Below are 14,278 nucleotides of genomic sequence, written 5' to 3'. Positions count from 1 at the left end.
CGAAGTCTCGCTCGTGATGAGGGCGGAAGGGAGGACGGAGTTCATGCGCCAACGACAAGGCCCGGAAGCACTTCGGAGGCGTGCCGGCCGGACGTGCCCGCGACCTCGTGGCGCCCGTAGATCAGCGCGAACATCGGCGGGGTGAAGTAGAAGGCGACGACCGTCGACAGCAGCACGCCGCCTGCCACCGCCATCGCGAAGGGCGGCCAGAAGCCGCCGCCGGCGAGGATCAGCGGCAGGAAGCCGCCGAAGGTGGTGATCGTCGTCGACAGGATGTGGCGGCTGGTTCCGAGCACTACCGTCCGGACGGCATCGCGGTCGCCGGTCCTAGCGCGCGGATCTTCGGCCAGCGCGGAGAGGATGATGATCGCCGCATTGATCGAGACGCCGATCGAGCCGATCACGCCGAGCAGGCCCTGGATGCCGAACGGGTAGTCGAAGATGGCCAGCGCCAGCAGGCTCAGTCCCATCGACAGGCCGGCGACGGCGAGCGAGATTGCCGTTAGGCGGAACGAGCGGAAGCTCAGCACCAGCGTCGCAAGGGTCAGAACCACCACCATCAGCACCGTGGCCATCAGATAGCTCACGGTGTCGGAGCGGGCGTCGGCGTCTCCGCCGTACTCCAGCCGGTAGCCGGGCGGCAGCAGGTCGGGCTCGGCGTCGAGCCGGGCGCGCAGGACGCTCAGCGCCTCCTCGGGCAGCACCCCGATCGCGGTGAAGGCCTGCACCAGGTTGATGCGCTCGCCGTTGCGCCGGTGGATCGGACCGTCGGACGGGACGAGCTCGAGATCGCCCAGGGCGGCGAGCGGCACGCCCGGCCAGGCCTTGCCGGCATCGGCCGCCGGATCGACGATCGCAAGGCTGGCGAGCCGCTCGGGCGCCGCGCGGTCGCCCGCCGCGAGCCGCACCCGGACCGGGCTCTCCACGGTGCCCTCTACGAGACTGCCGCCCAGCGCCCCGTCGGTCGCCGCGTTGAGCTGGGCCGCGACGCGGGCGAGATCGAGGCCCGCGAGGCGCACGCGGTCCTCGTCGAGCGCAAGCCGAAGCTTCGGCGGGCCGCCAGTCAGCGTCGCCCGCGACTGGGTGATGCCGGGCACCCCGGCCATCAGCGCGCGGGTGCGGTCGCCAAGGTCGCGCAGCACCGCCAGGTCCGGGCCGACGAAGCGAACCTCGATGGGGGCAGCCACCGGCGGACCCTGCACCAAGTCGCGCACGACGATCTCGGCGTCTGGCAACTGGTCCGTCAGCCGGTCCTGCAGGTCGGGAATGACCGCCTGGGTACGGTCGGCGCTGTCGGTGGTGACCAGCGCCTCGGCGAAGCCCGGGACGCCATCCTGGTCCATCTGCATGTTGTAGTAGAAGGCGGGTGCGCTCTCACCCACCGTCCAGGCGACGGTTTCGATCCCGGGCGTGGCGCGCAGCAGGCGATCGGCGCGCGCGGCGGCGGCTTCGGTCTGGCTGATCGACGCGGTGCCGGAGAGCGTGAGCTGGACGTAGAACTGGTTGCGGTCGGCGCCGGGGAAGAACTGGGCGGTCAGAGTAGGGAAGGCGAGGAAGCCGGTGACCGGCAGCGCCAGGGACGCGAGGATCGCGAGCCCCGGATAGCGAAGCGACAGCGCCAGGGAGCGGTCGAATGCCCGGCCGAGCCGCGGCAGCACCATTCCGTCGCGCCACCACCGTTGCGGCCGGTCGCCACCGGCGGGCAGAAGCCAGCCGGCCAGCGCCGGCGTGAGGGTCAACGCCAGCGCGAGCGAGGCCACCAGCATGATGATCACCGACTTGGCGATCGAGCCGACGAAGTCGCCGACCGGACCGGGCAGCAGCGCCATCGGCATGAAGGCGAGCACGGTGGTCAGTGTCGACGCCAGCAGCGGCACCGCCAGCATCCGCACCGCGCGTCGGACGGCATCCAGCCGCGGCGTGCCATCAGCCAGGCGCTTGCGGATCTCGTCCGTCATCACGATCGCCGCGTCCACCAGCAGGCCGAGCGCGACGATCAGCCCCGTCACCGACATCTGGTGGATCGAGATGCCGGCGAGGTTCATGCCGAAGAGCGAGATCAGCGACGCGAGCGGGATGGCGCTTGCCACGATCAATGCGGCGCGCCAGCCGAGCGTCACGAAGAGGACCAGCGTCACCAGGCCGATGCCGGCCGCGAGGTTGGCCCCCAGGGCCGCGAAGCGCTCGGTCACGTAGGTGGACTGGTCGAAGATCAGCGCATGCTCGACGCCGCCCGGGCTCGCGGCTTCGAACAGGGCAAGCTCGGCCCGCACCGCTTCCATCCAGCGATCGACCTGCAGATCGTTCACCATTCGCGCCGCCACTAGGACGGCAGGGCGGCCCTGATACCGGGCGATGCTTTCCGCCGGCTCGAGCGGGGTGCGGGTGACGTCCGCCACGTCGCCGAGCCGCAACACCGCGCCATCGGCACCGGTGGCGAGCGGGATCGCCCGAATGCGCGCCAGGTCGTCGATCTCGCCGGTGATTTCGACGACCATCTCCTGCTCGCCACCTTGCAGCCTGCCGGCGCTGACCTTCGCGTCGGCCGCGGCGATCGCCGCTGAGACGCTGGCTGCGTCCAGTCCGAGGTCGGTGAGGCGGGTGGCGTCGATGGAGACCAGGATCTCCTCCTGCGGCGCTCCGAAGATCTCCACGGTGTCCGTACCGGGTATCCGGCGGAGGCGCTCCTGCAGGTCCTCCGCCGAGCGTGCGAGCAGGACCGGGTTCGCCTGGTCGCCCGGCCGCTGCATCACCGCACTGATCGCGGTGAAGGTACCGAAGGAGGCGTTCTCGAAGTCCGGAACTCCGGCGCCGGCGGGAAGCTCCGCCCTGGCGTCGTCGACGGCGTTGCGGATTTCAGTCCAGGCGGGCTCGATCTCCGACTTCGGCAGCGTCTCCGACAGATCGATCTGGATGACGGAGAGGCCGGGGCGCGACACCGAGCTGATCTCGGAGATCGCCGCGACGCCGCGCAGCTCCGCCTCAATCTTCTCGGTCACCAGGGCCTCGACCCGGGCGGGGTCAGCACCGGGATACGGCGTCAGCACCGTGGCAAAGAGGTTGGTGATCGTCGGGTCCTCCTGCCGGCCGATGGTCAAGAACGCAGACCATCCCATGGCGAGGATCACCATGACCGCTACGGCGAAGCCGCGCGGGTTGCGGTAGAACCAGCTGTCCATCGATCTAATCCGCCTGCGCGATCCGGACGGCCTGGCCGGGCCGGACGCGGTGCGTGCCTCCTGGCACGATGCGATCGCCGTCGCGGAGGCTGCCCTGGACGAAGGCGTCTTCGCCGCGGAGCGCCACGACGCTGACCGCCTCGCTGCCGAGGCTCCCGTCGCCCTCCAGCGTCAGCACCGTCCAGAGGCCACGACTGCCCTCGACCAGCGCCGCGACCGGAACCCAAAATCCGGACCCGGGAATCCAGGCCTCGGCGTCGAAGGTCATCACCGTGCCGAAGGGCAGGTCGGGGGCGGTGTCGAGATCGAAAAGCGCGGTAACAGTGCGCGCCCTCGGATCGAGGTCGGGCCTGACGGCGGCGAGGCGGGCCGGATAGGCTCTCCCATCATGGTCGAGCGTGTAGCGCTCTCCGGGCACGAGCCCTGCGGCGGCCTTGGGCGCGAGTCCGATGCGCGCCTGTGGCCGGTCCAATGCGAGCAGCGTCAGCACCGGCGTGCCTGTCGCGATCACGGCGCCTTCGTCGAGATGGCGGGCCGCAATCTCTCCCGCGAACGGCGCCAGGAGCTCGGACTTCGACAACTCGATCGCCAGCCCGTCCAGTGCTGCGTCGGTCTCTGCCAATGCCGCTTCGGCCTCCGCGACGGCTAGCCGCGCTTCGTCCTTGCGCTGGCCCGAGGTGGCCAGCTCGGTCAGGCCCTGTTGTCGATCGTAGGTGAGACGGGCGAGTTCGAGCCGGGGCGCCTGCTGGCCCCGCGCCGCGGCCAGACGCGCCCGCTCGTTGACGAGCAGGGCGGTATCAAGGCGGGCCACCACCTGGCCGGCGGCCACCCGGTCGCCCTCGCCCACCAGCAGCTCGGCCAGGAGCCCGCCGCGCTCGAAGCCGAGCTCTGTTCTGCGCGCCGGCTCCAGGCGACCGGCGAACCTACGGAATTCCACGTGGCCCGGGCTCTGCTCGACGGTCAGCGCCAGGACCGGGGTCGGTGCCGGGACCGCCACGCTCGCGTCGCCGCCCCGAGCGTAGAGCGCGGACACGCCGACGCCCACGCCGCCGAGAACTCCGAGCGCGACAGCAAGGCGCGCTCCTAGCGCGACGAGCCGCGCCCCGCGGTCCTTTTCCTCGCTCATGTCGTTGCGATATCTTGAGGTCGACATAGTCCGCTCCCGCCTGCGTTGACACCGTCTACACAAGAGGGTATAGAGTGGCATGTTGACGCCGTCAACTCAAAAGTTGACGGCGTCAACAATCGGCCGCCGGCGTCAAGATCGGCGGAAGAGGAATGAGGAGAGCACATCGTGAGCGAAGCAGCACGATCCCATGTCGATCTCCGGGAAGCCTGCGTCGACGAGGCGATGCGGATCATCCGGGACGTCGGCATCGAGGGCCTGAGCCTGCGCGAGGTGGCGCGCCGTCTCGGCGTCTCGCACCAGGCGCCCTACCGCCACTATCCGAGCCGGGACCACCTGCTCGCCGAAGTCGTCGACCGATGCTTCCGCGGCTTCGACGCCTTCCTCGCAGAGGTGGCGGCGACTGACGATCCGCGGGCGGACCTGCAGACGATGGGCATGCGCTATCTCGAATTCGCTCGCACCCATCCGCTGGAATACCGGCTGATGTTCGGCGCCCGGCTTCCGGATCCCGGCCAGCATCCGAAGATGATGGAAAAAGGATGCGGCGCGTTCGACCAGCTTCGAGGTTGCCTCGCCCGGGTGATCGACGCGCCTGTCGAGGCGCCGGCGGTGACGCTCGAAGCGATGTTCGTGTGGTCGACGATCCACGGCCTCGCTTCGATCTACGAGACCGAGGCCATGGCCGGGCTCGGCATTGACGGGGCGGTTCAGCGGGCCGTTTCGGAGCATGTTCTTCAACGGATCGGAGACGCGCTTCCACTGAAGTGAACTAACTGTGCTTGCTCATCGATGACACGTTCCGCCCCGCCGGGCGGCACAAGGTCACGCAGCGACCGCCGAACAGCAGCTCGACACCCTGTCGTAGATAAAACAATGGCTTACTCCCCAGAGAATACTAGACCCCAGTCCCCGTTCCTTCGCCAACGCGACCGGCGTCGAACCGGGTCGCTACTTCTGCGCTTAGAGGGCGTCGCGGGAACGTCGCAAATCTGGACAGGCTGGACCCGACTCTCTTGAGGAGCTAGTCATTGAAGAGCCGCGTGGGGCGGCATCCAGGTCCGCGGAAAGTCGTCATCGGCGCCCCTCAACGCACGAACCGACAGACACTCGGTTTTTCTCATGCCCGTTCAAGCGGACTGCCGGGCGCACCTGTGAGGAAACCGATGACCAAATCCATCGAACGATTGCGCCGTGACGCCAAGGCGCTGAAGAAGGCCCTCGAGGCCGAAGACCTTCATGCCCGCCAACGGATTGCGAACTATCGCCCGCGTGCCGCGGGTGCGACCTTGAAGCATGCGGACTACCTGCATGTGATCGCGCGAGAGAACAGCTTTCTAAGCTGGCCTGCGCTCAAGCTGGCCGCCGAACTTAACGGCCTCGATCGCGCCGCCGCCCAGCAACGATTGAAGATTGCGCTCCACCACGGCCAGCGCCAGGTGGTGGACCGGTTACTTGCACAGATACCTGACCTCGCGGAGGGACAGCTCGGCCTGCGGATCGCGCTCTACCACCGCACCGAGGTCGAAGCCGCGCTCAATGCCGATCCATCCGCAGCCACGCGTCTCGTCGGGGGGCGCAGCCCGCTCTGTCAACTGGCTTTTTCGCAGTACATTCACCAGCGCCCCGATCTGGAGGGGGCCATGATCGCGATTGCCGACATGCTTGTGGCCCATGGGGCGAGCGTCGACGAGTCGATGCCGGTCTCGGCAGACAACGACCATCAGCTTTCTGCGCTATACGGTGCGATCGGGCACGGCAACAACATGGTTCTGGCGCGCTGGCTGCTGGATCATGGCGCCAATCCGAACGACAACGAGTCGCTCTACCATGCGACCGAACTGGGCCATCACGAGGGGCTGAAGATGCTGCTCGAGCATGGCGCGGATCCGCGCGGAACCAACGCCCTCCTGCGGGCGATGGACTTCGGCGATGTCGACGCTGTCCGGATGCTCCTTGCGGCTGGTGCGCTGGCCGACGAATTCATCGGGACCCACGTCGGCGGCGAACGGCCCTGGGTCGTGCCGGCGCTGCATCAGGCAGCACGCCGGATTTGCGGGGCCGAAATGTTCGGCGTGCTTCTCGACGCGGGTGCCGATCCGGAGCGACGGTTCGAGGGATGCAGCGCCTATGGCTATGCGCGGGTTTTCGGCAACGCCGCCCTTGCGCGCGAAATCGAGGCGCGGGGTATCGCGCCAACATTGACAGCCGACGAGGACCTTCTGGCGACGGCCGCCGAGGGCCGGGATCCCGGCGGCCGAACCGTCAATCCGGAGCGGTTGCCGGACGCCTATCGAAACATCATCCGCACGATCCTGCATCTGCCCGGCAAGCTCGATCACGTGAAGCGGCTGGTGGCCCTGGGCCTCGAATTCGACCGCCCGGACGCCGAGGGGCTTACCCCGGTGCAGGTGGCCGGCTGGGAGGGTCTGCCGGACATGATGGCCTATCTGCTCAGCCTCGGGCCTGATCTGTCGCATCAGAACGGCTATGGCGGCACGTTGCTGTCGACCATCGTGCACGGGTCTGAGAACTGCCCCGAGCGGGCAATCCGCGACCAACTGGGCTGCCTCCGGCTGGCGCTGGAGGCGGGAGTTTCGGTGCCGCGTCGCGCCGCGGACCTTGCCGGCGTCCCTGAGATTGCAGACGCACTGGCTGAATGGGTCGACCGACATCCCGACTGCCTGATGGAGGGCGGCCCGGCCTGACGCCTGGTCCGCGTTCTCCCGGGCCAAGAGTGCCCTGCCGACAAACGCAAACGCCCGTCCCAACGAGGGCGGGCGGGTGTCCGCGGGCGGGCGCGGGTTGTCGGGGCCGGTGAGGGCGACCCCGACACCCTATCTTGTTTCATTCGGACGACAGGCGGTCGACGTCGGGGAATGTCGCATTCAGGAAGTCCGTGACGAGCGCGGCGACCACCGCATGTCGAGCAACGCGCTGCGCGCCGCCTTCGCTGCAGACAGCGACGAAATCCGGATCCTCCTCAGCGAGGATGGCCAGTCCGCCCGACTTGCAGGTGCCGACAAAATCGTAATGACTGACGCCGTCCGGTTCCTCGTAGCTTGCGGATGCGCCAGTCAGGGCGCCCGCAAGTGCGCGCGATTCCATGTCGAGGTTCAGCACCCCGCCGCGCTGCGCCCCGATCACCAGGACCGGCACGGAGATGCCCGCCAGACTGGCCCGAGCGAATCCTTGGGTGAAAGCAAGGTCGAGAGTCACCACCGCGCCAATGCGCGGATCGGCATCCGTCCCGGCCAGATCGGCGAGGTGTTCCGGATGGCCGACGACACCTGCTTCCCGCATGAAGCGACAATCCGCGCGGTCGGGATGTCCTGCGCAATAGTCGGCGTGCCGCGGCGCATCGAACCCGCCGCCGATGAGCGCCATGACCGTCCAGCCGCCGAGCGAATGTCCGATCGCCGCAAACTGCCGATGGTCGAGCCGCTGCATGATGCAGCACGCCACCCGCCGCTTGCAGAACCTGACGGACGTGACCCGCCCGGAGATCGGCGGCGGCGGAACACCACCCGAAGCAGCCGGGCCGGAGGTATTTCCCACCTGGGAGCAAACACCTGGGTCCGCCGATCGGCACCCGGCGCCGAGATTCGATCGGCGGCCCATTCCGTGATGTTCAGAGAAGCCTTTTTTGGGGAACTGCCGGAGCAAGGTCCGATCCGGCAGATCCGGCCGGGACGCTCAGTTCGGAACCGCGCCGTCCGCTTCGCCGAGGCTCGACGAATAGAGGTAGGCGACCTCGGTACGGTTGCGGGCCTTGAGCTTCTTCATGATGGCGCGGACATGCACCTTGACGGTGCTCTCGCACATGTTGAGCTCATAGGCGATGATCTTGTTCGGCTTGCCCTGCCGGATCGCCTCCACGACCTGCAACTGGCGCCCGGTCAGGAAGCCCGCGCCGTCCGATGCGCCCTGCGCCTTGTACGGAAGCGACTGCAGGCAACTTGGCGGAACATAGGTCCCGCCGGCGCAGATCAGGCGCAGCGCCTGCACCGCGACCTCCGTCGAAACGCTGGTTGGAATGAAGCCGTGCGCTCCGATCCGCAGCAGTTCGAGCACCTGATGCCCTGGTCGGTCGTTGGAATGCACCACGATCGGCACTGATGCGAGCCGGTCGTGGGCCGCTATCGGTAGTTCGGACAGGCTCCCGGGAAGCCGACCGCCGTCCGGGATGGACAGCAGAATGATCGACGGCTCCATGTCCAGACCGGAGCGCAGCCATTCCTTGATGCTTGGCGCCGACACGACGCGCATCTGTGCACTCGAAGCGATAAATCCCTGAAGCAACTGGCGGAGTAGCGGCCGCGGTTCAAGAATCAGAACCAGTGGAGCGTCTTGCTCGGCAAGCGAAGAGGCATCCATCAGGACGCAATCCGACGTGTTGGAAATTCTGGTGTTCATATTTGGTCCCCCGCCCGTCAATTAAGACAACGACAATCCGGCGTATGCTGCCTTACCCCCCACAGCCTCGGGATGTTAATCCGAGGGGTCACTAACGACAAGCTGTTAAATTCTAATGCTTAGTGAGTAGACTTTCGGCGCAGCAAAAAACAACTATACTGCGTATCATAGTCATCAGATTAGCGGTAGGCGATTATGGGGTTATTGATCGGTAAGGGTGTGCGCGAACAACCTTTAGGTGAGAGACACTTCCGACCGGCTTCACTGTCGCCGTCCTGCTTCGAGGCAAATGGGTCGCCGTGCCATGAACATAAGGAATACTGTCAAAGCCGAGACCGTTACGCGCCTGTGCTCAAGCAGACCATCTCGCCAAGGGCCCGCCGTTTGCGGAGGCGGATCTTTGCCGAACCTGCCCCGCGGAAACGGCACCCACCAAAGCGGCATCCGATCAATCAGGATCGCAACCGCAGGCAGGAAAGTCGTCGGCGCAGTCGGGCATGCCAAAGTTTCGGAGGCCGTGGCCTAGGGAGTACCGCGTATCGGTGGTTGAGCGCCCTGCGGCCTCGCGCGGAAGCGCCTTGCGTCTGGCGATGGCGTTCTCGCAGGAGTTGAAGTCAGTACAGCGGGTCGGAACGGACGGCAGCAGTGCGCCGGCCGCTTCGACTTGCCTCCAAGCTCGGCATCTTTCTCGGCAGACGGGATGGACCGGAAGCCAGCCACCACGGAAATCCGCCCTCCATTGGGAAGGGGCGACCCACGCTTCGGGGGCCGCTTCGGGTCAGTTCGCTGCGTGAACGGGATTGCTGGAAACCATGCGGGGCGCGGCCCGGGGACCGCCGTCTTGGATGGCGACGGCCTGTGCCACGGCCGCCTGGAACTCGCGATCGAATCGCTCGATCGAGAAGCGCTGCGCGTTCTGGCGGCAGGCCGACGGAGAGATCTCGGCGAGATTGCTCTCGAACATTTCGACCGCCTCGCGAATCGATTCGACGGACTGCTGCCGGAACAGCACTCCGGTGGGAGTGTCGCGTCCGAGCGGCCGGACGATGTCGCGCGCGCCACCCTGGGCATAGGCGATCAGCGGCGTGCCGGCAGCCTGCGCCTCCGCCAGCGCGATGCCGAAGTCCTCGCAACCGGCGAAGACCATGCCCTTGGCGTTGCGCACGACATCGACATACTGCTGCCGATCGAGATAGCCGGTGAAGCTGATGTTCGGCGCGGCGAGGGACCGGAGCCCGGCTGACTGCTGGCCCTCACCGACCACGACAAGCCTGCGCTCCGGCATCGCGCGGAAAGCGCGCAGCACGAGATCGGTCCGCTTGTAGGGCGCGAGGAAGCTCGCGGCGACGTAGTAGTCGCCCTTGCGCGCGGTGAACGGCATTTCATCGACGTCCACCGGCGGGTGGATCACCAGCGCATCACGGCCGTAGATCCGGCGGATGCGGCCCCGGACATACTCCGAATTGGCGACCATCAGATCGGGTCCGTGCGCCGTTCGGACATCCCATATCCTGAGCCCATGCAGCATGTAGCGGTAGAGCAGCCCCTTCGGTCCGAAGCCGAGGCGGGCCTGTTCCAGATAGGTGAACTGCTCGTCCCAGGCGTAGCGGGCAGGGCTGTGCACATAGCAGACATGCGGCTGGTCTGGCCGGGTGAGAACCCCGCGCGCAAAGGCGGAGGAGGAGGACAGGACAAGGTCGTAACCGGTCACATTGAACTGCTCGATGAAGAACGGGCAGAGCGCGAAGAGATTGCGGTAGTAGCGGCGAATGCCCGGAAGACGGTTCAGCGGCGAAGTGCGGAAGACCCTGTCGCCGAAGTGGCGGGCCTTCACCTCGGGATCGAGGAAGTCGAACAGGGTGAAGACGTCGGCCTCGGGGAACAGCCGGCAGAACCGGGCGAGCACGCGCTCGCCGCCACGAAAGTCCGGACACCAGTCGTGAACGATCGCGATCCTCGCGCCCTTCAGCCCCGCCAGGGCCGAAGGCTCCTCCGCAGACGTCGTCATGCTCGCCGATTGGGCTCGAAACATTCTGCTCCCCCGATGCCCGATTCCGATCCGGGCGCAGGCCACTGAGCCTCCGTGCCACATGCCGATCCACAAAACCCTGTCGGGCGATGGCCGTTATCCTCCATAAGGTCGCACCCTGCGCACCGATGACGGACGCTCACGCCTTCCGACGGGGCCGGCGCGACTTTGGAGGGGGCGCCTGCTGCGATCGACCCGCCTATCCTCTTTCCGCAGTGGGTGTCGTGGAGCATTGCTGGTGAACGGTTCAGATAGGACGGAGCGGGCGCGGGAGCGCCTGGGGCGGGCTTGCGCCGTCGTCTTGCTGCTCGCGGGCCTGCTGCTGGCTGCACGCGAGCCGGCGGCGGCCGAGGGCGAATACCGGCTCGGACCGGAAGACAAGATCCGCCTGAAGGTGTTCGAGTGGCGCGCGTCCCAGGACGAGGTCTTCGGCTGGGAGGCTTTGAACGACGAATATTCCCTCGGGGCCGCGGGCGAGCTGTCGCTGCCGCTGGTTGGGTCGGTCCAGGCGGCGGGCGCCACACGCGACCAGCTCGCCAAGCTGATCTCCGAGCGTCTCGCACAAAACATGGGGCTCGGACGGGCGCCGTCGGTCGCGGTCGAGATCGTCGCCTATCGTCCGTTCTTCATCGTGGGTCCGGTGGAGACGCCGGGAGCCTACCCCTATCGTCCCGGGCTGACTCTCCTCAAGGCGCTGAGCCTGGCCGGAGGGCTGAAGACCAGCGAAGACGGCGGCGCGCGCGCGGTGATCTCCGGGCTCGGCGACCTCGACGTGCTGCTGCTGCAGCGCGACGAGGTCGTGGCGAAGCTCGCGCGGCTGCGGGCGGAGATGTCGGGCGCCGACTTCGAGGCTCCGCCGGGCCTCGCGGCCCGCAAGGGCGATGCCGCCGTGGCACGGCTGATCGCGCAGGAACAGGCGATCTTCGCCGCCCGACAGGAGGCCTTCAGCACCCAGATGGCAGCGCTGGAACAGCTGCGGACCAACCTTCAGACCGAGGTTCCGGCGCAGGCCGCGCTGCTCGACAATGTCAAGGCCCAGGCCGACTCGCTGCGCGACGAGGTGGCGACGATAGGCAAGGTGGTCACCGGGCGCGAGGTCCGCGACCTGGAACGCCAGATCACCGCGCTCGAAGGGCAGCGGCTGCAAGGTGAAACCAGCCTGCTTCGGGCACAGCAGGAAGTGAGTCGGGCGGAGATCGCGATCATCGAGCTTCGGAGCCAGCGCACCCAGAGCCTCGCCGGCGAGATCCGCGATACTCAGGGCCAGTTCGATCAACTGGAACGCCGGATCGACACGGCGACGAGCCTGGTGGAAGATGCCGAGATCAGCAGCCCCCTGGACGGAGAGGCGGGGCGGCCTCGGCTGCGGCCGCTGTACTCGATCGTGCGGGCCGGTGCCGACGGTCAGCCGGTCGAGTTCGAGGCCGAGGAGACGACGCAGATCGAACCCGGCGACGCCATCAAGGTCGAGCTACGCCGGGGACAGCCTGTGAACCTAAGCGGCGAGATCTGATCGCGGGTCGCCGTCGGCGTCCCTCCGCCGGCTTTCGTCTGATCTGCACCTAGCACTACCCCTCGAGGGCCGCCGCCTCTACACTCTGCACCGATGCGGTTGCAGCGCAAGGCGGGAACTGGCTTGCTCTGGAGTGCGGTCTTCTTCTTCTTGCTCGGCGCCCTGATCGGGCGTCTCTACCGCGCGCCGGCCCTGGTTCCGGCGACCTTGCTCGCCGCGGTCTGGGGCGTGGCAGCCGGCTGGAGGGCGCAGAGCGGCGTCGCTCAGGCGATACTGGCAGCTCTGCTTCTCGCGGTCGTGCTTCACGCCGCCTATCTGGTGGCGCTTGCTCTCCGCGGCCTGGCCGAACGGCCCGAGTCGTGGAGAGCCACGAGACCCGTCGCACGGGATCGGTCAAGGCCGCCGACTGGCGTGCGCGAAGCGCCCGGACGCGGGACGGCCGTAGCCGGCGCGCGCCGGAAGTCGTAAGCCTTCCGTCTGATGGATGGGTGGTGAACGGCCGAAAGGCGGAGCACGCGCAGCGGACCGGATAGTCGGACGGACACAATGACGATCGTGCCCGGGATCTGATGCCGAGATAGCTCTGGGAGGCCGGGAAGCCGGCTCTGGCGCGGCAGATCGGGATCGGTCCAATGAATCAGCAGTTCGGGCAGCGGCGGTATGCTACGGCCCGTCTCAACGGCCTCGCCGTGCCCGGGCTCGCCCCGGGGGATCGCCCGGCGGTGCGCGCTTGAACCGGCTCGGCGCCCGCATCGTCAGTGGCACGTTCTGGTCGGCAGTGGAGACCTGGGGCCGGCAACTGGCACTGTTCCTGATCTTCGTCGTCCTGGCACAATACCTCGGCCCGGAGGCTCTCGGCCTGGCCGCCCTGGCGGCGGTGGCGCCGACAATCCTGTGCGTTCCCGTGATCCAGGGCTTCCCGGATGCGCTCGTTCAGCGGACCACGGTCGAACGCGAGCACTTCGAATCCGTGTTCTGGCTTCTCGTCTCCATCGGCCTGGTCCTCAGCGCATCGATCTATGCCGCGGCTCCGCTGGTCGCAGATTTCTTCGACGAACCGGCACTCGAGGAACTGGTTCGGTGGACCAGCCTGATCGTCGTAATTCAGGCAATCGCATCGGTTCCGATGGCGATCCTCAAGCGGGACCTCGGCTTCCGCATGTTGGCGATCCGCACGCTGACCGGCACCAGCCTTTCGGGCGCGATCGGAGTCGGGATGGCGATCGCCGGCATGGGAGTCTGGAGCCTGATCGGAATGCAACTCGCCAAGGTCAGCTCCGAGGCGTTCATCCTCCTGGTCTTCAGCCGGTGGCGGCCGCGCCTGCGCTTCTCCATCGCGCATGTTCGCGAGCTCTCGGGCTTCGCGGTGCCGATGATCGTTCAATCCCTCTGGACCTATATCAACGAAGAGCTTCCGAAGATCTTCCTCGGCGCCTTCATCGGGCCCTATGCCGTCGGCATCTACGCCTTCGCCCGCCGCCTCCACGATCTGATGGTGCAGGGACTGCTCACACCGCTGACCAATGTCGCCCTGCCGGCGATCTCTCGCATCCAGGAGCAGCCGGAGAAGGTCAACCAGTTCTTCGACACCGGCATTCGCCTCACCGGGCTGGTGGCATTCCCCGCCTTCGCCGGCTTCGCCGCCATCGCTCCGGACGCCGTTCCCCTCGTCTTCGGCCCGCAATGGGCGAGCGCGGTGATTCCGGTGCAGATGCTTATGATCCTTGCACTGGTGCGCACCGTCGACAGCCTCTGCGGCGTGACCTTGCTCGCCCTCGGGTATTCCAAGCTCATCCTCATGCTCAACATCACCTACACGGTGCTGGCCCTGATCGCACTCCCGATCGGCGCTTCGATCAGCCTCGAGGCGACGCTGGCGGCCCAGATCCTCTGCAACCTGATCCTGGTGCCGATCTTCCTCTGGTTGGCGCAGCGACGCGCCAATCTCGATGTCTTCACGCCGCTCGCCTTCCTGCCTAGGCTGGCGGTGGCGGCGGGCGTACTCTACCTCGCTG

General features: G+C 67.3%; 9 protein-coding genes. 4 read left to right on the top strand and 5 right to left on the bottom strand.

The window, feature by feature from the left end; translation table 11 throughout:
• Nucleotides 1-41: 41 nt before the first annotated feature.
• Together V7050_RS03650 and V7050_RS03645 are read right to left on the bottom strand one after the other, a co-directional pair.
• Nucleotides 42-3,179, bottom strand: coding sequence for an efflux RND transporter permease subunit (locus V7050_RS03650; RefSeq protein ID WP_324373855.1), 3,138 nt, complete (start codon nucleotides 3,177-3,179; stop codon nucleotides 42-44).
• Nucleotides 3,180-3,183: 4 nt separating this feature from the next.
• Nucleotides 3,184-4,332 (bottom strand): efflux RND transporter periplasmic adaptor subunit, encoded by a 1,149-nt coding sequence (locus V7050_RS03645; protein WP_324364912.1) that lies wholly within the window; start codon nucleotides 4,330-4,332, stop codon nucleotides 3,184-3,186.
• A gap of 141 nt (nucleotides 4,333-4,473) precedes the next feature.
• Here V7050_RS03645 and V7050_RS03640 point away from each other — a divergent pair, with 141 nt between their 5' ends.
• Nucleotides 4,474-5,076 (top strand): TetR/AcrR family transcriptional regulator, encoded by a 603-nt coding sequence (locus tag V7050_RS03640; protein ID WP_324364914.1) that lies wholly within the window; start codon nucleotides 4,474-4,476, stop codon nucleotides 5,074-5,076.
• A 395-nt stretch (nucleotides 5,077-5,471) separates the two neighbouring features.
• On the top strand, nucleotides 5,472-7,013 hold the full coding sequence (locus V7050_RS03635) for an ankyrin repeat domain-containing protein (RefSeq protein WP_324364916.1): 1,542 nt from the start codon (nucleotides 5,472-5,474) through the stop codon (nucleotides 7,011-7,013).
• Between the two features lie 139 nt (nucleotides 7,014-7,152).
• On the opposite strand, the gene V7050_RS03630 is transcribed toward V7050_RS03635, so the two are convergent.
• The 3 genes from V7050_RS03630 to V7050_RS03620 all read right to left on the bottom strand — a co-directional run bounded on the left by V7050_RS03630 (nucleotide 7,153) and on the right by V7050_RS03620 (nucleotide 10,795).
• Nucleotides 7,153-7,755, bottom strand: a complete 603-nt coding sequence (locus V7050_RS03630) for an alpha/beta hydrolase family protein (protein WP_324364918.1) — start codon at nucleotides 7,753-7,755, stop codon at nucleotides 7,153-7,155.
• A 246-nt stretch (nucleotides 7,756-8,001) separates the two neighbouring features.
• Nucleotides 8,002-8,721 carry a response regulator transcription factor gene (locus V7050_RS03625; protein WP_324364920.1) on the bottom strand — a complete coding sequence of 240 codons (720 nt, stop codon included), beginning with the start codon at nucleotides 8,719-8,721 and terminating at the stop codon, nucleotides 8,002-8,004.
• A gap of 778 nt (nucleotides 8,722-9,499) precedes the next feature.
• A complete protein-coding gene (locus tag V7050_RS03620) occupies nucleotides 9,500-10,795 on the bottom strand; it encodes a glycosyltransferase (RefSeq protein ID WP_324364921.1) in 1,296 nt (431 codons plus the stop codon).
• A 193-nt stretch (nucleotides 10,796-10,988) separates the two neighbouring features.
• Between V7050_RS03620 and V7050_RS03615 the strand changes: the two genes are divergently transcribed.
• Both V7050_RS03615 and V7050_RS03610 read left to right on the top strand, forming a co-directional pair.
• The gene (locus V7050_RS03615; RefSeq protein WP_324364923.1) at nucleotides 10,989-12,263 is read left to right on the top strand and encodes a polysaccharide biosynthesis/export family protein; all 1,275 of its coding nucleotides are present in this window, start codon (nucleotides 10,989-10,991) and stop codon (nucleotides 12,261-12,263) included.
• Nucleotides 12,264-12,993: 730 nt separating this feature from the next.
• On the top strand, nucleotides 12,994-14,278 hold a 1,285-nt coding region (locus tag V7050_RS03610), incomplete at its 3' end, for a lipopolysaccharide biosynthesis protein (RefSeq protein WP_324410247.1).

This window comes from Amaricoccus sp., from assembly GCF_036846665.1.
Classification (GTDB): Bacteria; Pseudomonadota; Alphaproteobacteria; order Rhodobacterales; family Rhodobacteraceae; genus Amaricoccus.
This window is presented reverse-complemented; position numbering and strand designations above follow the sequence as displayed.

Bases quoted from the DNA above. Each gene is read 5' to 3' on its own strand.
- V7050_RS03650 (WP_324373855.1), bottom strand. From the start codon at position 3,179: ATGGACAGCTGGTTCTACCGCAACCCGCGCGGCTTCGCCGTAGCGGTC.
- V7050_RS03645 (WP_324364912.1), bottom strand. From the start codon at position 4,332: ATGTCGACCTCAAGATATCGCAACGACATGAGCGAGGAAAAGGACCGC.
- V7050_RS03635 (WP_324364916.1), top strand. From the start codon at position 5,472: ATGACCAAATCCATCGAACGATTGCGCCGTGACGCCAAGGCGCTGAAG.
- V7050_RS03630 (WP_324364918.1), bottom strand. From the start codon at position 7,755: ATGCAGCGGCTCGACCATCGGCAGTTTGCGGCGATCGGACATTCGCTC.
- V7050_RS03625 (WP_324364920.1), bottom strand. From the start codon at position 8,721: ATGAACACCAGAATTTCCAACACGTCGGATTGCGTCCTGATGGATGCC.